The sequence below is a fragment of the Bacillus sp. FSL E2-8887 genome, from assembly GCF_038007205.1.
Taxonomy (GTDB): domain Bacteria; phylum Bacillota; class Bacilli; order Bacillales; family Bacillaceae_G; genus Bacillus_A; species Bacillus_A mycoides.
The window spans coordinates 3,179,743-3,199,188 of sequence record NZ_JBBOWS010000001.1; the positions used below are offsets into that span (position 1 = coordinate 3,179,743).

The 19,446-nt window shown below is 34.9% G+C and carries 15 protein-coding genes; 2 read left to right on the plus strand and 13 right to left on the minus strand.

What is annotated here, in order from left to right:
• Positions 1-8: 8 nt before the first annotated feature.
• From NSQ08_RS16165 to NSQ08_RS16180, 4 genes are all read right to left on the minus strand, one after another.
• Positions 9-1,724 (minus strand): peptide ABC transporter substrate-binding protein, encoded by a 1,716-nt coding sequence (locus NSQ08_RS16165; protein WP_012261386.1) that lies wholly within the window; start codon positions 1,722-1,724, stop codon positions 9-11.
• 281 nt (positions 1,725-2,005) lie between these two features.
• A complete protein-coding gene (locus tag NSQ08_RS16170) occupies positions 2,006-3,709 on the minus strand; it encodes a peptide ABC transporter substrate-binding protein (protein ID WP_002142690.1) in 1,704 nt (567 codons plus the stop codon).
• A 356-nt stretch (positions 3,710-4,065) separates the two neighbouring features.
• The gene (locus tag NSQ08_RS16175; RefSeq protein WP_002142696.1) at positions 4,066-4,872 is read right to left on the minus strand and encodes an ABC transporter permease subunit; all 807 of its coding nucleotides are present in this window, start codon (positions 4,870-4,872) and stop codon (positions 4,066-4,068) included.
• Positions 4,865-5,758: an ABC transporter ATP-binding protein gene (locus NSQ08_RS16180; RefSeq protein WP_340776857.1), complete on the minus strand. Its 894-nt coding sequence runs from the start codon at positions 5,756-5,758 to the stop codon at positions 4,865-4,867. The genes NSQ08_RS16175 and NSQ08_RS16180 overlap by 8 nt, the downstream gene beginning before the upstream one ends.
• A gap of 137 nt (positions 5,759-5,895) precedes the next feature.
• On the opposite strand from NSQ08_RS16180, the gene NSQ08_RS16185 reads away from it, so the two are divergent.
• Positions 5,896-6,516, plus strand: a complete 621-nt coding sequence (locus NSQ08_RS16185; protein ID WP_080118282.1) for a TetR/AcrR family transcriptional regulator — start codon at positions 5,896-5,898, stop codon at positions 6,514-6,516.
• 95 nt (positions 6,517-6,611) lie between these two features.
• On the opposite strand, the gene NSQ08_RS16190 is transcribed toward NSQ08_RS16185, so the two are convergent.
• The gene (locus tag NSQ08_RS16190) at positions 6,612-7,580 is read right to left on the minus strand and encodes a helix-turn-helix transcriptional regulator (protein ID WP_002014319.1); all 969 of its coding nucleotides are present in this window, start codon (positions 7,578-7,580) and stop codon (positions 6,612-6,614) included.
• Between the two features lie 59 nt (positions 7,581-7,639).
• On the opposite strand from NSQ08_RS16190, the gene NSQ08_RS16195 reads away from it, so the two are divergent.
• A complete protein-coding gene (locus tag NSQ08_RS16195; RefSeq protein ID WP_002014318.1) occupies positions 7,640-8,083 on the plus strand; it encodes a VOC family protein in 444 nt (147 codons plus the stop codon).
• Between the two features lie 58 nt (positions 8,084-8,141).
• On the opposite strand, the gene NSQ08_RS16200 is transcribed toward NSQ08_RS16195, so the two are convergent.
• The 8 genes from NSQ08_RS16200 to NSQ08_RS16235 form a co-directional block, all read right to left on the minus strand.
• Complete coding sequence (locus NSQ08_RS16200; protein WP_340776867.1) at positions 8,142-9,173, minus strand: oxidoreductase; 1,032 nt, start codon at positions 9,171-9,173, stop codon at positions 8,142-8,144.
• 424 nt (positions 9,174-9,597) lie between these two features.
• Entirely contained in the window at positions 9,598-12,021 is a 2,424-nt protein-coding gene (gene parC / locus NSQ08_RS16205) for a DNA topoisomerase IV subunit A (RefSeq protein ID WP_340776869.1), read from the minus strand.
• Between the two features lies 1 nt (position 12,022).
• A complete protein-coding gene (parE, locus tag NSQ08_RS16210) occupies positions 12,023-13,987 on the minus strand; it encodes a DNA topoisomerase IV subunit B (protein ID WP_002087772.1) in 1,965 nt (654 codons plus the stop codon).
• Between the two features lie 378 nt (positions 13,988-14,365).
• A complete protein-coding gene (locus NSQ08_RS16215; protein ID WP_002014313.1) occupies positions 14,366-14,779 on the minus strand; it encodes a CoA-binding protein in 414 nt (137 codons plus the stop codon).
• Between the two features lie 79 nt (positions 14,780-14,858).
• Positions 14,859-16,100: a S1C family serine protease gene (locus tag NSQ08_RS16220; RefSeq protein WP_012261395.1), complete on the minus strand. Its 1,242-nt coding sequence runs from the start codon at positions 16,098-16,100 to the stop codon at positions 14,859-14,861.
• A 203-nt stretch (positions 16,101-16,303) separates the two neighbouring features.
• The gene (locus tag NSQ08_RS16225; protein ID WP_012261396.1) at positions 16,304-16,981 is read right to left on the minus strand and encodes a response regulator transcription factor; all 678 of its coding nucleotides are present in this window, start codon (positions 16,979-16,981) and stop codon (positions 16,304-16,306) included.
• Positions 16,982-16,999: 18 nt separating this feature from the next.
• Positions 17,000-17,452: an anaerobic ribonucleoside-triphosphate reductase activating protein gene (gene nrdG, locus NSQ08_RS16230; protein ID WP_002137702.1), complete on the minus strand. Its 453-nt coding sequence runs from the start codon at positions 17,450-17,452 to the stop codon at positions 17,000-17,002.
• Positions 17,449-19,305 (minus strand): anaerobic ribonucleoside triphosphate reductase, encoded by a 1,857-nt coding sequence (locus tag NSQ08_RS16235; protein ID WP_340776879.1) that lies wholly within the window; start codon positions 19,303-19,305, stop codon positions 17,449-17,451. The genes nrdG and NSQ08_RS16235 overlap by 4 nt, the downstream gene beginning before the upstream one ends.
• Between the last annotated feature and the right edge of the window lie 141 nt (positions 19,306-19,446).

Genomic DNA, 19,446 nt, shown 5'->3' on the forward strand with positions numbered 1-19,446 from the left:
CTTTCATGTTATTTCTTTCCGCCATCCTCAGTTACATACGCCCACTTAAAGCTATATTCTGGACTAATGTTGTGTTTCACAATTCCTTTTACATTCGGTTTCATTACATATGATCTTCCTGTTTGATATAAAGGAACTAATCCTGCATCTTCTTCAAGGAATATTTTTTCTGCTTTCCCTAATGTTTCCCAGCGCTTCTTCGGATCAGACAATAATTCATTACCTGCTTTTTGTACCATTTCATCGTATTTCGGATTTGAATAACTCATTTGGTTATATGGACTCTTCGATTCAAACATATCAATAAATGTCATTGGATCCGAATAATCTGGGCTCCAACCTGCAAACGAAACTTCATAATCTTGCGCTGACTCTAATTTTAATTTTTGTTTAAATGGCTGAATTTTCGTGTTAACTGTTACACCTTTTAAGTTTTTCTCAATTTGATCTTTAAAATAATCGGCAATCTTTTTCGCAGTTCCATCATCATAGCTTAGTAATTCAATTGTAACTTGATCTTTTCCGAGTTCCTTTTTCGCCTCTTCCCAAGCTGCTGCGCCTTTTTTCACATCATATTTCAGACCATTTTTAAATGTATCTTGATAATCTTTACCATCCGGTCCCGTCGCAAGCCCTTTTGGAACCAATTGATCAGTTGCTTTTGACCCATTATTTAATATAACGTTTGCCAAACCTTTTTTATCAATGGATAATGCGATTGCTTCACGAAGCTTTTTACTCTTTAACGGTGTATCTTGTCCGTTACGCTTTTGATTTAAACGTAAGAAGTACGTACTTGCTTCTGAATACTCACCATATTCATCTTTGTTCGATTTATATTTATCTACGAATTCTCCTGATAGTAGTGTGAAATCAATTGATCCTGTATCATATAAATTTACTTTTGTAGCAACTTCTTTTACTACACTATAATTAATTTCTTCTAATTTCACAGTCTTATTATCCCAATATTTATCATTTTTCTTCAACTGCCAACCTTGTTCATGTTTCCACGATGCCATTACAAATGGCCCGTTATACAATGTTGTATCTGCTTCTAAACCGAATTTCTCTCCTTTTTCTTTTACGAACTTTTCATTTAAAGGATAATATGACGGGAATGCTAATAAGTTTAAGAAATATGGTACTGGTTTGTCTAATTCTACTTCAAGTGTATAATCATCTACCGCTTTTGCACCTAATTCCGTTGCAGGTTTTTCACCTTTATTAATTGCCTCTGCATTTTTAATATAGTAGGCAATAAACGCATATTCTGCCGCTGTGTTTTTATCAAGTAAGCGCTGCCATCCATATACGAAATCTTTCGCTGTTACAGGCTCTCCATTTGACCATTTTGCATCTTTACGCAGTTTAAACGTATATTTTTTACCATCTTCGCTTTTCGTACTTGATTCTGCAGCAGCCGGAATAGGCTTATTATCTTTATCAAGACGATATAATCCTTCCATTGTGTTTCCTAAAATTTGTGCCCCTAACGTATCAGTAGATTTAGAAGTGTCCATCGTCGGAATTTCTTGATTTTCCGTACGATTTAATACTTGCTTCGCTGCATATTTAATATCAGCTTTTTTTTCTTCCCCACTATTAGATGTAGTAGTCGTTTTCTTCTCCCCACCTGATCCAGAGCACGCTGTCAATGCAACACTCATTGCTAAAACTGGTACTACAACCGCTGTTAACTTTTTCATCTTTTTTCTCTTCATTTTTGTACCCTCCCTAATTATATGTACATTACCAACCCTTGAGAGACCCCTTGCTAACGATTAATTTTCTGAAAATTATAACTAATATTATTCTACTCTATTTTTCATATTTGTAAATAGTTTTATTTTAAATATTCTGATTTTTATCTTCATAAATTAGTATGATTTATCCCCCATCTACTATATGTACGTACTATACGCCTTATTCTTCTCTATTTAACTGAGCTAAAAAAAAGCATTTCAAAGTAGCTAAGCTACTTTGAAATGCTTTTTTAACTCTATTATTTTTCAGTCACGTATGCCCACTTAAAGCTAAATTCTGGACTGATATTATGTTTTACTACACCTTTTACATTTGGTTGTAAAACATAAGAATCCCCACGTTGATATAAAGGTACAATCGCTACATCTTCTTCAAGTAATGTTTTTTCAGCTTTTCCTAACTCTTCCCAACGTTTCTTCGCATCGCTCATTAATTCCGTTCCAGCTTTTTTCACCATGCCGTCATATTTAGGATCTGAGAAGCTCATTTGGTTATGAGAATGCTTAGACTCAAACATATCTAAGAATGTCATTGGATCTGCATAATCTGGATTCCAACCACCGTATGAAATATCATATTGTTGCTCAGATTCTAATTTTAGTTTTTGCTTAAATGGTTGAAGTTTAATGTTAACTGTTACACCTTTTAAGTTTTTCTCAATTTGGTCCTTAATATATTCTCCAACTTTTTTCGCATTACCAGTATCGTAGTTTAAGAATTCAATTGTAACTTGATCTTTACCAAGCTCTTTTTTCGCTTCTTCCCATGATGCAGCAGCTTTTTTAGCATCTGGTTTCAAACCATTTTTAAACGTTTCTTGGAAGTCTTTACCGTCCGGTCCAGTCGCTAATCCTTTTGGCACTAAGAAGTCAGCTTCTTTTGATCCATCATTTAAAATTACATTTGCTAGATTTTTCTTATCGATAGAAAGTGCAATTGCTTCACGCAATTTTTTGCTCTTTAATGGTGTATCTTGTCCATCACGTTTTTGGTTCATACGAATGAAGTACGTGCTCACTTGTGAGAATGTTCCGAATTCATCTTTCTTATTTCTGTATTTATCTACGAACTCTCCATTTAATAAAGCAAAGTCAACTTGACCGCTATCATATAAGTTAATTAGCGTTGCTGCCTCTTTTACAACACTGAAGTTAACTTCTTCAAGTTTTACAGTCTTTTTATCCCAATATTGATCATTTTTCTTTAATTGCCATCCTTGTTCATGCTTCCAATCTTTAAGAACGAACGGTCCGTTATAAACTGTTGTATCAGACTCTAAGCCAAACTTCTCCCCTTTTTCTTTTACGTATTTTTCATTTAATGGGTAGTACGATGGGAATGCTACTAAGTTTAAGAAGTACGGTACTGCTTGCTCTAATTCAACTTCAAGCGTAAGATCATCTACCGCTTTCACTCCTAATTCAGCGACAGGTTTTTCTCCTTTATTAACCACTTCTGCATTTTTAATTGGGAATGCGATAAACGCATACTCAGCAGCTGTTTTTGGATCTAATAGACGTTGCCAAGCATATACGAAATCTTTCGCAGTTACTGGATCACCATTTGACCATTTTGCATCTTTACGTAGTTTAAATGTATATTTTTTACCATCTTCACTTTTCGTACTAGATTCTGCCGCAGCTGGCATCGGCTTATTATCTTTATCAAGACGATATAACCCTTCCATCGTATTCCCTAGCATTTGTGAAGATACTGTATCTGTTGATTTAGAAGAATCCATCGTTGGAATCTCTTGTGTTACTGTTCGATTTAAAACTTGTTTTGCCGCTAATTTTTCCCCTGACTTACTATCTCCACTAGAGCTAGAATTTGTGCTTGTCTTTTTATCTCCGCCTGATGTAGAACATGCTGTTAATGCCATGCTCATTGCTAAAACCGGTACTACAACTGCTGTTAGTTTTTTCATTTTTTTCTTTTTCATTTTTGTACCCTCCCTAATTCTAAACGATAGCTATTTAAGAATTTTCTGATAATTCTGTTTTTCTTTATATATTTATCAGACGATTCTTACTACTTCTTATTCTACTAATTTTTTAAAATTTGTAAAGTGTTATTATTGAAAATTATTAAAAAATTATTTTCTTACAGTAATATTCATAAAAATTCCATATAGTTTTTTAACATCATTTATTATCGTTACATATACACTAATTTAATAGTGTTAATGATACTTTCCAATAAATAGACTGTAGATTGTCGTTAATAAATAATGTATATTCTAGAGATCTCTTTCCTACAAAAACAAAAAAAGCCCACTTTCTCAGTGGACTTTCTAATTTACAACGGTAAATCCCTCTTCCTAAACACTACAATTGCTACTATGAAGATACAAAGTGCTCCAGCAGTTAAGCCTATACTTACTGGCCATATATTATATGTTCCTTCAGCAATTTCTTTCGGACGAAACAATGTAAATAAAGATATATTTCTCATCCACTCTAACTTATCACTTAATTTCCCTACCATATCTAATACGAAAAATAAGATTGTTAAACTGGCTGAGTAGCTAAGTGCCTTTCTTTCATCATTACATATACAAGAAAAGAAAAATGAATAGGCACTAACTACTAAAAATATAAGCCCTCCAACTACATTTATTTTCAAAAATAATTCTTTATTTAAGTTATTATCTTTTAAAAACCAATCTGCACCTAATATACCAGCTACATAAGTGACAATTACAATTATTAGTAGCCCCAATATGAGAACAGTAGCTTGTGTAATTGCAATTTGCACCCTGGATACAGGTGTTGCTAATAAATATGCCATCGCCCCTTTATCTACATGACGAGCAATTAGATGCGTTGCAACCGTGACACAAAAAATTGTTAAAATGATAATAAACAATAGACTATAATATTCACCAGCTAAAAAATCCATTACATTTTGAATCGGACTTTCCATTCCAACAATTTTTTTCACACTATCAGGCATGGCACTTATTAATTCATTTAAACCTTTGGCTGAAACCATCGATGGGAATATCCAAATTAATAACCATAAATAAAGAGCTGCACCAGTAGCATAGCTGAATATACTTTTTTTCGTTTCTTTCAAACTAGCTAAAAATAGTTGTTTATTCATGCTTTACCCCTTCTTTCTTCTCGTAATAATGCATAAATAAATGTTCTAAATCCGTCGCTCTCGTTTGAAGTGCAGTTACATTATAGTTTGAAAGTATTTGTAAAACAGTTTGATAGTTTCCTTGCACAATAATTGACGCCTCTCTACCTTTCATTCCTTCAAATTGCAAATCACATTGTTTAAGAGATTCGATTTCTTCTTGAGATGATACTGTTACATCTATCACCTGTCTTCTCATGCCTTGTAAATCATGAATGTTTTCAACGGTTACAAGACAACCATCTTTAATAATAGCTACTCTGTCACAAGTTCTCTCAATTTCAGTGAAAATATGTGATGACATAAGGTTTGTTTTTCCTCTTTGCTTTTCCTCTAATATTAAATCTATAAATACTTGTTGCATAAGTGGATCGAGTCCTGATGTCGGTTCATCTAAAATTAACACTTCTGGATCATGCATAAATGCCGCAACTATACCTACTTTTTGTTTCATTCCTTTAGACATTTTTCGAATTGGTGTTTTCACATCGAACTGCAAACGTTCTATCAATTCATCTCGTCTTTTTATATTTTTTAACCCACGCATTCCTTGCATCAAATTTAAAAATTCTAATCCATTCATTCCTTCAATAAAAGAAATTTCTCCTGGTAAATAGCCAACTTCTCTTTGAATTTTCGCAGCATCTTCCCAACAATCTAATCCGAAAATTGTCGCTTTACCAGCCGTCGGTTTTATAAATCCCATTAAATTACGAATCGTTGTTGATTTCCCAGCACCATTTGGTCCTAAGTAGCCAAAAACTTCTCCTTCTTTCACTTCAAATGTAATATCAAACAAGCCTTTTCCATTTGAAAACTGTTTTGTAACATTTTGAACTGAAATCATAAACCCACCTCATTTTTTGAAATATTTAACATGTGATATTTCAAAATTATTGCACTCCTCATCTTTCATATTCGCAACAACTTTTTGAAATATTTATATGTCCATATTTCAAAAATATTGTTTTCAATTATTTTTTCTTGTATATTTTAATTGAGGTGATTGTATTGAACGGCTTTGAAAAAGTGAAAGAAAAGAAAAAACGTGCCATTAAAGATGCGGCCTTTACATTATTTTCAGAACGTGGATTTAATGAAGTGAAAATAGAACATATTGCAAAAAAAGCAAACGTTTCTCAAGTGACAATTTATAATCATTTCGGAAGTAAAGATGCGTTATTTAGGGAGCTTATACAAGAATTTATAATATCTGAATTTCAATATTATAAAAAACTTGCAGAAGAAAAATTACCTTTTCATGAGATGATGCAAAAGATGATCATTAGAAAAATGAATACTGGCGGGTTATTCCAACCTGATATGTTGCTACAAATGATGCAAAGAGATGAAGAGCTCCGAGAGTTTATTTATAGTTATCAAAACGAAAAAATCCTGCCTTGGTATTTAGAAATACTAGAACAAGCACAGCAAAAAAATGAAATTAACCCTCACCTTACTAAAGAAATGATGTTGCTATACATTCAAATGTTCACTAAATTAGGTGATGATTTCGGGGCACAGCTTCTTGAAGGAGATCGCGAAAAACATATACAAGATATCGTTACGATGTTCTTTTATGGACTGTCCGTCCCAGAAAAATAATTTTTTTCTAAAGAACAAATAAAATCACCAAAAGGCCCTTTGGATATTTAGATTTCAAGGGCTTTTTGGTGTTAAAAAAATTATTAATACTAACTTTATCTTAACGAAGTTAAATGCTGCTTTATAGATAATACCTTATTATAAATTAACTCTTTTAGCATAACAGGCTGAATTGAGATAATCGTTTCACCGAAATTCAGAAAATAACTTGAAACAAAATCAACTTCTTTCTTGTTAAAATAGCCTGTTATAATGTAATTTTCGTTTTCTTTTTGTATCTTCATGGAGGGATAATTCTCTTTATCAAAAATGTCTTTTCCTTTTTGATTAACAACGACAATAAAATCAGTTGCATCAGGCCTTCTATGAAAATTAGTAAGATAACTTAACAATTCTTCAAGATTTTTTGAATTAGTATTGCTTGTTTCCACAATAGAAAGAATTTTATCACATCTAATTATTTGAACATGATTTGTCTCAAAATTAAAGATTTTAGCATACCACTGGCCAAATTTAGATTCTATTCGAATAAATTGGGCGACCAATACTTTCTCCTCATCTTTTTTTAAATATGTTAAATGATAAACTCGCTCAGCAAAAATCCCCTGTAAAAGTTCTTTTAAGAACGGACTAAAGTTACTATGATTTGTTACTTCAAAGGAAAGCGTTCGTTCCATGATTGAAATATTTTTACTCACATTATCAGGTAATACATGTTTAAATTTATTTTCAAGCGCAATACTTTCTATATTAAATGGCTTTGTTTTGTATCCATTTAATGTAAGCATCGAAAAGTATAACGCATACATTTCATCCACACTAAAATATATTGGTGATAACACACTATTTTCTATAATTTTATAACTCCCATTTCTACCTAGTTCAGAATATATTGGTACACCTATTTCTTCTAATGATTGAATATCTCGTAGAGCGGTACTTTTAGAAATATCATATCTAACCATTAAATCTTTTAAATTAAAATATCTTTTATTATTTAAGAAAATAAGCATATCATTTATTCGTTCAGTTTTTTTCATATTTCCCTCCATAAAAGGTGTCATGTATTGAAACCTTTTTAGTCTATATTATAATTATTAACTAATAAAGGAGTTATATATTTATGACATTAGAAATAGCTATTTTTCTTTCAATGAATGGGCAAGCAAAGGAGGCAATTAATTTTTATACACGTAATTTAGAGGCCAAGAAGTTAATGATTGTTACGTATGAAGAACTGGCCAAAAGAGATAGTTCTTTTGAAATTACAAGTGAAAATAAAGATCATATTGCCCACTCTGTTTTACAAATTGGGAATACAAAGCTAATGATAGCCGAAGATACAATGAACCCTACTGAACGTTATAGCGTTGGAAATAACATGTCACTTTGCATTCAAAGTGCTAATTTAGAAGAAATACAAAGATTTTATAATAATTTAATTTCCGATAAGCATGTGAAAATAATCTCTCCACTAGAAAAAAATATATTTAGTGAAGCATATGGTATTATTGAAGATCCTTACGGCATACAAATCCAATTAATGTATGACAAACGACTAAAATAAATAATGAGTCATATTCGCATATTCCTAATAAAAAAAGACACGAAATTCGTGTCTTTTTTTATTTTACCGCAATGACTCTACCCGCTTCACTACTTTCAGTCGCCAATTGAATCAATTTAATAACGTCTAAACCTTCTTGAGCAGTTACAGGTAGTTTTTCACCATTTAATATGCTATCTCGCACGCCTTTATAATACATGTCATAGCAGCCGACTTCTGTTGGAATACGCTCTAAGCTTTCTTCTGTTTCTAAAGTAGCAAAATTCTCTTCAGAGTCTGATCCATAACCATTATCCCCTGGCTTCATTCCAGTCTTTAATTGTTCTTCCTGTGAATCCATACCATACTTCACGATAGAACCTTTATCTCCATGCAGTGTAAAATGTGGTCCAGCTTGCTTTACGTAACTGCTACTATGTAAAATAACGCGCTTCACTCCATAGTGAAGTACAACATGGAAGTAATCATCCACTTCTGCACCTGGTCGTTGTTTTATTACATCTGCGCTTATCGCATCTGGTTTCCCAAATAATGATAATGCTTGGTCAATTAAATGCGATCCTAAATCATATAATATACCTGATCCTGGTAAGTTCTTTTCTCTCCAGCGATCGCGTACATGTGGGCGGAAACGATCGAAATGCGCTTCATATGCGTATACATTCCCTATTCTTTTTTCTTGTAATAATTTCTTTATCGTTAAGAAATCATTATCCAAACGGCGATTATGATACACACTTAAAACGACATTATGTCGGTTCGCTAATGAAATAAGTTCTTCTCCTTCTTCAATTGAAACAACGAATGGTTTTTCCACAACAACATGCTTACCGTGTACAATTGCTTCTTTTACATATGGAAAATGGGTTGTATTCGGCGAAGTAATGACCACTAAGTCAATATCAGCTCGATTTACTAATTCATCAATTGTACCAACAACTTCAGCATTTGGTAATGCTTGTTTCACTACTTCTTCTTTTGATGATAAAATAGCACGAATATCGTATTCTTCTATCGTTTGTAATAACGGGATGTGAAATGTTGTACTAGAAAATCCAAATCCTACAATCCCTACACCTATTTTTTTCATGTTGCCCCTCCATTTGTCCCGCTTTAACGGGCAGTAAGATTCCTAACTCAAAATTCAGCGAAAGCAAAGAAATTAGGTGAGGAATCAACTGCTCGTAAAAGCCCGATTGGTTCAACTAATAATCAGTGGGGATAAAGAAAATCCCCACTGATTAAAGTTTCACTTTATGAGAACGATTTCATTTCATCATTATAACAAGATTAATTTTATATACATAATGATTTGCTTAGAAAAAAGCATCTTGCTATCATTCATAGCAAGATGCTCCCTTTATCCCGCATTAACGCGCCGTAAGACTCCCACCTCAAAATAAGGCGAATGCGAGGGAAGTTAGGCGGGAGACCAACTGCCCGTAAAAGCCCGATTGGTGAAGGCTAATAATCAGTGGGGGATGGAAAAAAACCCCACTAATTAAAGTTTCACTTTATTCCGTTCTTTTCTTTGTCCACGTTTCAATTACTTCACCAGTATCATTAACATCTAGTACTAAACTACCATTACTATACCGGTCTTTATTTCGAAACGCTTTCGGATCAATTTCTTCTACAATGTGTTTCTCTGTCTTCATGTAAACTAATTCATCATCTCGAACAATTTCAATACCGACAATGCGGTACGGATTACGTTTTAACTCTTTAAAAATTACAAGTCCTCGCTTCGCCCTCGTTGATTTCTCAATTTCCGATGCCTTTATACGTTTCACAGCACCTCGCTGCGTAACGAGAATAAGTTGATCTTTTTCACTATTTAACGGTTTACCAGAAGCAACATAGTCATCTTCTTTTAAATTAATTGCTTTCACACCAGCTGCTCTGACACCAACTGGACTTACTTCTTCTTCATTGAATACAAGTGCATATGCACCATGTGTTGCAAGAACAATATCACTTGTCCCATCTGTCGCAAATATATCAACAACTTCATCATCTTTTTTCAAGTTTACAGCAACGAATGCCCGTGAATAACGCTGCACTTTATATTGGTTTAATTCTGTTTTCTTAATCATACCGTTTCGTGTAACAAATACGATAAATCGTTTTTCTTCTTCAAAATTCGGTACGACTGTTGCCCAAATTAACGATTCATCTCGCTCGAGTGAAACAAGATTCGCAACGTGTTGACCTAAATCTTTCCAACGAATTTCTGGCATTTCATACACAGGAAGATAAATATAATTTCCTTTGTTCGTAAATAAAAGAACGGTTTCTGTCGTGTTTGTATCGAAACGCTCAAGTAAGATGTCACCCTCTTTCATACCGAAGTATTTCCCGTTCGATGCATTATGCGAACGCCAACCTGTTCGTTTCACATAGCCTTCTTTCGTTACAGTAACGATGACATCTTCTTGCGGAATCATAACTTCCACATCGATTTTAATTTCTTCAATTTCCTCTTCAATTATCGCACGGCGATTATCACTATATGTTTTCTTTACTCTCTTCAAATCTGTTTTAATAACTTGAAAAAGTCTTTTTTCACTTTGTAAAATTGACTGTAACTCTATAATTTTCTTACTAAGTTCCGCTGCTTCTTGCTCTAGCGCTGTAATATCTGTATTTGTTAAACGATATAATTGCAGTGAAACAATTGCTTCTGACTGCGCCTCTGTAAATCCAAATTTCGCACTTAAATTATCTTTCGCATTACGCTTATCTTTAGACCCACGGATTGTTTCAATCACTTCATCTAAAATTGATAATGCTTTCTTTAAACCTTCTACAATATGCTGACGATTTTCTGCTTTTCTTAATTCATATTGTGAGCGTCTTGTAACAACTTCTTTCTGATGTCCAATATATGCATCCAAAATTTTAGGTAATGTCATAAGTGTCGGACGACGATTATTTATCGCTACCATATTAAAGTTGTATGGAATTTGCAAATCTGTATTTTTATATAAGTAATTTAAAATACCTTCAGCATTCGCTTCTTTTTTTAATTCTACAACGATACGAAGACCTGTACGATCTGTCTCATCACGTACTTCAGCAATTCCATCTAGCTTTTTATCTATACGTAATTCATCCATTTTCTTAACAAGATTCGCTTTATTTACTTCGTACGGAATTTCTGTAATAACGATTTGTTGCTTCCCGCCACGAATCGTTTCAACCTCTGCTTTTCCGCGAATAATAATTTTACCTTTACCTGTTTCATACGCTTTTTTAATGCCATCTATCCCTTGTATAATACCACCTGTAGGGAAATCTGGTCCTTTAATAACTGTTAACAAGTCCTCCACAGAACTATTCGGTTGATCGATACGCATAATTGTAGCATCAATTACTTCTCCAAGATGATGCGGTGGAATTTCTGTTGCATAACCAGCGGAAATCCCTGTAGATCCGTTCACTAATAAGTTTGGGAACATTGCCGGTAATACAATAGGTTCTTCACTCGTATCATCAAAGTTTGACACGAATTCTACTGTTTCTTTATCAAGATCACGTAATAACTCAGATGCGATTGGTGATAAACGTGCTTCCGTATAACGCATTGCCGCTGCTGGATCCCCATCAACACTACCGTTATTTCCGTGCATTTCAACTAAAACATTACGTACTTTCCAAGTTTGACTTAAACGGACCATCGCCTCATATACAGAGGAATCACCATGTGGATGATAATTACCGATAACATTACCTACTGTTTTAGCTGATTTACGAAACGCTTTATCATGTACGTTTCCTTCTACATACATAGAATATAAAATACGTCTTTGTACCGGTTTTAAACCGTCACGCGCATCTGGAAGCGCGCGGTCTTGAATAATATATTTACTATAACGTGCAAAGCGGTCACCTAACACGTCTTCAAGCGGGAGGTCATGAAACTTCTCTGCCTGCATGTTATTCCACCTCCGTCTCCATAATCATTTCATTTTCTAAAATATTTCCTTCTTCTTGCATACCAAATTGTACATTACGCTCAATCCATTTACGGCGAGGTTCTACTTTATCCCCCATCAATGTCGTAACTCGGCGCTCAGCTCTTGATGCATCGTCAATTTTCACACGGATTAACGTACGTGTTTCAGGGTTCATCGTTGTTTCCCATAATTGATCGGCATTCATTTCGCCAAGTCCTTTATAGCGCTGCAACATGTAGCCTTTACCGACCTTTTTCGTTACACCACCTAATTCTTCATCAGACCATGCATACTCAATTACTTCACTTTTCCCTTTTCCTTTACTTACTTTATATAAAGGTGGAAGTGCGATAAATACTTTACCAGCTTCAATAAGTGGTTTCATATAACGGTAGAAGAACGTCAGTAGTAACACTTGAATATGTGCTCCATCCGTATCTGCATCGGTCATAATAACAACTTTATCGTAGTTAATATCTTCAACAGCGAACTCATTCCCTACGCCGCCGCCAATTGCGTAAATAATCGTATTGATCTCTTCATTCTTAAAAATATCAGCAAGCTTTGCTTTTTCCGTGTTAATTACTTTACCACGTAATGGTAGCACCGCTTGGAAACGACGATCTCGCCCTTGCTTTGCTGAACCACCAGCCGAGTCACCCTCTACTAAATACAATTCGTTTTTCTGAGGATTACGTGATTGTGCAGGTGTTAACTTCCCGCTTAAAGTACCTTCTGATTTTTTCTTCTTCTTACCAGTACGCGCTTCTTCTCTCGCTTTACGAGCAGCCTCACGTGCTTGTGCTGCTTTAATTGCCTTTCTCACAAGAAGTGTAGCTACATCCGGGTTTTCTTCTAAAAAGTAAGCTAAATGCTCAGATACAATTGCATCAATTGAAGAACGAGCTTCACTTGTACCTAGTTTCCCTTTCGTTTGCCCTTCAAACTGGAGTACATCTTCTGGTACACGTACAGAAACAATCGAAGCTAATCCTTCTCGAATATCTGTACCCTCTAAATTTTTGTCTTTTTCTTTTAATAAAGAAACTTTACGAGCATACTCATTGAACACACGTGTCATTGCTGTTTTAAATCCAGCTTCGTGTGTACCACCGTCTTTTGTACGTACATTATTTACAAACGAAAGAATGTTTTCTGAGTAACCATCATTAAACTGAAAGGCTAACTCTGCTTCAATTCCATTTTGCTCACCCGAGAAATATACAACTGGATGAATCGAATCTTTCTCTTCGTTTAAGTATGAAACGAAAGCCTCAATTCCTGTTTCATAATGAAACACATCTTCTAAATCATTACGTTCATCTTTTATCGAGATTTTCATTCCTTTTAATAAGAATGCAGATTCACGTAATCTCTCACATAATGTTTCATAATTATAATTTGTTGTGCTGAAAATAGTTGTATCTGGTTTGAAGTGCATCGTTGTACCAGACTCTTTCGTTTTCCCGATTTTCTCTAACGTCGTTGCAGGAGTACCACCATTTTCAAAGCGTTGTTCATAAATGCTACCATCTCGCTTAATCGTTACTACTAGCCATTCTGATAAGGCGTTTACAACTGATGCCCCAACACCGTGTAAACCACCACTCGTTTTATAGCCTCCTTGGCCAAACTTACCACCAGCATGAAGTACTGTTAAAATAACTTCAGGTGTCGGCTTTCCAAGCTTATGCATTCCCGTAGGCATTCCTCGCCCTTTATCAATTACGCTAATACTATTATCTTTATGTATTACGACAGAAATTTCGTCGCCAAATCCCGCTAATGCTTCATCAACGGAGTTATCTACTATTTCATATACTAAATGATGCAATCCACGGCTATCCGTACTCCCGATATACATACCCGGGCGTTTTCGAACGGCTTCAAGTCCTTCTAACACTTGAATTGCATCTTCATTATATTGGAACTGATGCTTCGCCAAACTCCTTGCCCCTTTCCTAATCAAATCAGAACATATGTTTCTATTATAGAATAACGCCTCGACTATAGTTTTGGCAAGTTATCTTATCTCTTTTATATACTATTTTCAATAGAAAAATCCTTGTTTTTTTTCACAAGGATTCCTCTAGGCTACTATTTCAGAAAAATAATCGTTTGTCAACGAGAAATGGATATGTATTCCAACATTATACATTCCAAACCTTTATCATGATCCAAATGATCAATATCCAAAATGGGATAACAAGTAACAATCCCCAAAAACAGCCTTTAAAAAATCTCATGATGAACACCTCGTTCATCCGCCCTACTTATGTAAAAAGCGAGGGCTGAATCAATCTTTCTATCTTTAAAATCTATACTATTTTGTCATTACATGCTCTACTTTAATGCAACGATCCATTATTACTGTGTACCCTTTTTCTTGTAAAAGTTTATATGTATCTTCATCTTGTACTCCTAATTGTGCCCAGAAAACATCTGCATCAATCTCTACAAACTCTTTCGCAACATCCTTTAAAAATTCTGAGCGACGAAACACATTTACAATATCAACATGTTCTTTAATATCCGTCAGTGAAGAAACCGCCTTTTCTCCGAGTACTTCATCTACTGTTGGATTTACTGGAATAATGCGGTACCCAGCATCTTGCATTGCTTTTGAAACCATATACGATGTGCGTTCTGGCTTATCTGATAATCCAACAACTGCAATCGTTTTACTTTTCTTTAATACTTCACCAATTTCCGTACGAGTTGGGTTTTCAATTATCATAATTTATCCCTCCTATTCCTTTAGTATATCCGATAAAGAAAGTCTCTTTCAACATGAAAGAGACTTTCTTTTATTCCGATTATTGATTCTTTGTAGCTGAATTATCTGCTAATGTAGCTGTTTTCGTCATTTTTTGGCCATTGCGATAGAATGTAACTTCTACTTTCTCGCCTACTTTTTTCTTTTCATATAAATATTTACGGAATTGAAGTGAATTCTCTACTTTTTGATCATCTAACGCTACTACTATATCATATTGCTCTAAACCAGCTTTTTCTGCAGGTGATATTGGATAAATTTTACCTAATACAACGCCGTTTGTTACTTCTTTCGGTACTTTCAATTGATTTACTGCATAAGCTTGCACATCTTCTAATGAAACGACACCTACTCCTAGTGCTGGACGTTTCACCACTCCTTCTTTTTCAAGGGATTCAATAACTGGCTTTGCAATATTAATTGGAATAGCAAATCCAATTCCTTCAACTTCTTGTTGTGCAATTTTACTTGAATTAATCCCAATTATTTCACCGTTTTGATTAAATAACGCACCACCACTATTACCTGGGTTAATCGCTGCATCTGTTTGAATAACTTGAGCATTCCAATCTGCACGCTTATCGCCATCAATATCTACTGGAATTTCACGTTCTTTGCTACTAATAATACCTTCTGTTACACTTCCATCAAACCCTAGTGGGTTACCGATTGCAATCGCTTTTTCACCCGCACGAAGTTTACTTGAATCACCTAAAGTGGCAACTTTATTTACATTAGATCCATCAATTTCTACAACCGCTAAATCTAACCAAGGGTCTTTCCCTACAAGCTTTGCATCTACCTTTTTACCATCACTTAGTTTTACAGCAAGTTTATTTGCTCCATCTACTACATGGTTGTTCGTTACAATATACGCTTTATTTCCTGCTTTTTTATAAATAACACCTGATCCTGAGCCAGCTTGTTGCTCTTGGCCTGTCGGTTGCATTGCAAATGGATCAACACTTTGTTGCATATTAATAACACCTACAACAACATCCTTCGCGCCTTCGATCATTCCCGGTAAATCAGTTTCATTTTTCGCTTTATTTACAACTGGAACTACAGTTCCTTCTACTTGTTTATTAGAATTGAATGACGAAACAGCTGCATCATTATTTTGCACCCATGGCATGTACGGTGCTGCAAAACTAATCGAAACCGCCCCGACTACAGCTCCAACTAAACCTGTGAAAAAATATCCTTTTTTACTACCTGATTTTTTCACTTCTCTCGTTTCACTATGCTCTTCATTCAAATTCGGTCCGTCGTAATATCCCATGTTTTATTTCCCCTCCCTGGTGAATTCGTACTTTCAGTATAGTCACATTTTGTGTCCTTCTTGTGAACTCATCGTGAAATCCAATTAAAAAAATACTCCTATCTACCATTGTAGACAAGAAAAGTATTTTTTGTACATTCCACCTACAAAGGAGAGTGTAAATTTGCTATATCCCAAAGCCGGGATGCATAGTAACTTAAAGGTTATTCTTCGAATTTGTAACCTACTCGAATAACAGTGCCGATATGCCTCGCCTTATCTCCTAGCTTATTTCGCAGTTTTTTAATATGTGTATCAACCGTTCGGTCATCACCGTAGTAATCATATCCCCATAACTGATCTAATAAATGTTGACGTGACAACACAATTCCTTTGTTCTCCATTAAATAAACAAGAAGTTCGAACTCCTTATGTGTCAATATAATTTCTTCACCATCTACTAAAACCGTTCTAGATAGTCGATTCACTTCTATTCCAGCTAAAGACATAGTATTTTCTTCTGATACTCCTACCGCTCCATCCGCACGTTTCAATAACGTCTTCGCGCGAGCTACTAACACTTTCGGGCTAAATGGTTTCGTTACATACTCATCTGCACCTAGTTCAAAGCCTAGTAATGTATCATCCTCATCCGAACGTGCTGTTAGCATAATAATTGGTACTGCTGATTCTTTTCTAATTCGTCTACAAACAGACCATCCATCTATTTCTGGTAACATAATATCTAACATAATTAAATCAATTTCATGCTCTGCAAATAATTCTAACGCTTTTTTCCCGTCTTCTGCTTCGATTACTTCAAAGCCTTCATTACGAAAATAATCACTAACAATTTCACGTAATCTTCTTTCATCTTCAACAAGTAATACTGTTTTATTCATATAATCTATCCCGCCTTTTTACTCTTTCAATCGAATAATACGTTGATTGGAGCTTCCGCGAAATGGAAGTGTTAAATCTTTTTTCTCGATTTCAAATCTTCCATCGACTAAAACATCCCCATACTGTAACAACTCTATCATATCATTATTTCGAGAACTCTGTATCTCTTCTAACGTATAACCTGTATACATCCATAGATTTTTTTTCAAATCTTTCACAGCTTTTGCTACTTTTTTCACTTCAGCAGCTTGGAAGAATGGATCTCCACCTGAAAATGTTACATCTGTTAATGAATTACTTTCAATCTCTTTCACAATTTCTTCTACCGTCATTTCAGTTCCATTGCAAACATTCCAAGATTTCGGGTTATGGCACCCGAAACAACGATGCGGACAGCCCGCAAAAAACACGACTGTCCGCAACCCTTCTCCATCTACTACACTATCATGAATGATATTCATAACTTTCATTTATGCTTCACCCGATCCATCTCTTCACTACGTTTCGCACTATTCCACTTCGACATATCTCCTACAAGATAGCCCGTTATACGGCGAATTCTTTCTATATTAGCCTCATCTTCATTTCCACAGTTTGGACATTCATTCCCAATAACTCCGTGATAACTACAGCACTTACAACGATCAACAGGATGATTTATTGAACCGTACCCAACGCCATTCTCTGCCATCGCTTGCACAATTTGCTTTAATGCCTTTTTGTTATGCATAGCTGCTCCGTCTAGTTCAATATACGTAATATGTCCCCCGTTACATAGGGCATGGAAAGGTCCTTCTAAACGAATTTTATTTATCGCTTGAATGTTATAATAAACTGGAATATGGAATGAATTCGTATAGTAATTATGGTTCGTTATACCGCTAATCTCACCAAATTCTTCTCTATCTTTTTTCACAAACTTACCTGATAAACCTTCTGCAGGCGTTGCAATTACAGAGAAATTGAGTTGATGTTCTTCCATCGCCTTATCCATGCTCTCTCTCATAAAGGAAATAATTTCATATCCAAGCTTCCACGATTCTTCATTTTCTCCATGATGCTTTCCAGTTAACGCTACTAAACATTCTGCAAGACCGATAAAACCAAGACTTAACGTCCCTTGTTTTAAAATCGGTGCCACAGCATCTTCAGGTTGTAACGTCTCTCCACCACGCCATACACCTTGTGAATATAAGAACTGAAAATCTCTTGCTCTCTTTGTACATTGATAAGCAAATCTCTCTAATAATTGCTTAACGCCTAAATCTAAATAATAACTTAGCGCTTCAAAAAACGCTTCTTTCGATCCACTAATTAGCGCTAATTTCACTAAATTAATAGAAGTAAACGATAAATTCCCTCTTCCAATTGCTGTTTCTTCCCCATGTATATTAGACATAACACGAGTACGGCACCCCATATAACATACTTCACTTTCAGGTCGACCATCATAATGCACAGCATTAAACGGAGCATCTAAAAACGAAAAGTTAGGGAATAATCGCTCAGCGGTCGTTTCTAACGCTAATTCAAATAAATCATAGTTCGGATCACACTCTTCAAAGTTCACGCCTTTTTTCATTTTGAAAATTTGAATAGGAAAAATCGGTGTTTCCCCTTTACCAAGTCCAGCTTGCGTCGCTTTTAAAAGTTGCTTAATTAAAAGTCTTCCCTCTTTCGATGTGTCTGTTCCGTAGTTAATAGAAATAAATGGTACTTGTCCCCCGCCCCTACTATGCATACTATTTGAATTATGAACGAAAGCCTCACACGCCTGATACGTATCATTTTCTGTCTCTTTCCATGCAAATTCCTCTATTTGTTCTTTCGTAAGCGGATATGACTGTAGTCGTTTTTTATGTCTCTTTACTGTTTTTCTCACATATGGAGCTAAATCAATATCAAAGAGTGCAAACGATTGACCACCGTGCTGCATATTTTGATTCGCCTGAAAAATAATTGAAGAAAGCGCCAACGCACTTTTAATGTCTTGCGGTTGTCTCATATGTCCGTGTCCAGTATGAAAACCGTTAGCTAGCATTTGCGCTAACGGAATTTGCGAACAAGTCGTCGTTCCTGTTGCATAAAAATCTAAATCATGTGGATATAATATATTTTGATCTATCGCTTTTTTCACTTGATCTGATAATAATTTTTCTACTGCATAATACTTTGCGCTCTCAGATGCGAACGTTCCCATTACTCCCATTGGAGATCGACCATCTACATTTGCATTTTCCTGCATTAAATCTTGTTCATTACCGTGGATAATTGTCTCAAATACTTGCATTAATTCTTCTCCACGTACATTTTGTTTCAACATTCATAACCCTCCACCAACATGTTGTTGTCTTTTGATTAAAATCATACAACATATAGTTCTTCTGTTCCTGTGAAAAATGTAACATTCCTGTGAAAGTTTTTTTAAAAATTAATGACTTTTTCATTTATAAAAAAGAAATGT

Coding starts and splice junctions, on each gene's coding strand:
- NSQ08_RS16165 (WP_012261386.1), bottom strand. CDS start 1,724: ATGAAGAGAAAAAAGATGAAAAAGTTAACAGCGGTTGTAGTACCAGTT.
- NSQ08_RS16170 (WP_002142690.1), bottom strand. CDS start 3,709: ATGAAAAAGAAAAAAATGAAAAAACTAACAGCAGTTGTAGTACCGGTT.
- NSQ08_RS16175 (WP_002142696.1), bottom strand. CDS start 4,872: ATGAATAAACAACTATTTTTAGCTAGTTTGAAAGAAACGAAAAAAAGT.
- NSQ08_RS16180 (WP_340776857.1), bottom strand. CDS start 5,758: ATGATTTCAGTTCAAAATGTTACAAAACAGTTTTCAAATGGAAAAGGC.
- NSQ08_RS16190 (WP_002014319.1), bottom strand. CDS start 7,580: ATGACACCTTTTATGGAGGGAAATATGAAAAAAACTGAACGAATAAAT.
- NSQ08_RS16195 (WP_002014318.1), top strand. CDS start 7,640: ATGACATTAGAAATAGCTATTTTTCTTTCAATGAATGGGCAAGCAAAG.
- NSQ08_RS16200 (WP_340776867.1), bottom strand. CDS start 9,173: ATGAAAAAAATAGGTGTAGGGATTGTAGGATTTGGATTTTCTAGTACA.
- parC (WP_340776869.1), bottom strand. CDS start 12,021: ATGCAGGCAGAGAAGTTTCATGACCTCCCGCTTGAAGACGTGTTAGGT.
- NSQ08_RS16215 (WP_002014313.1), bottom strand. CDS start 14,779: ATGATAATTGAAAACCCAACTCGTACGGAAATTGGTGAAGTATTAAAG.
- NSQ08_RS16220 (WP_012261395.1), bottom strand. CDS start 16,100: ATGGGATATTACGACGGACCGAATTTGAATGAAGAGCATAGTGAAACG.
- NSQ08_RS16225 (WP_012261396.1), bottom strand. CDS start 16,981: ATGAATAAAACAGTATTACTTGTTGAAGATGAAAGAAGATTACGTGAA.
- nrdG (WP_002137702.1), bottom strand. CDS start 17,452: ATGAAAGTTATGAATATCATTCATGATAGTGTAGTAGATGGAGAAGGG.
- NSQ08_RS16235 (WP_340776879.1), bottom strand. CDS start 19,305: ATGTTGAAACAAAATGTACGTGGAGAAGAATTAATGCAAGTATTTGAG.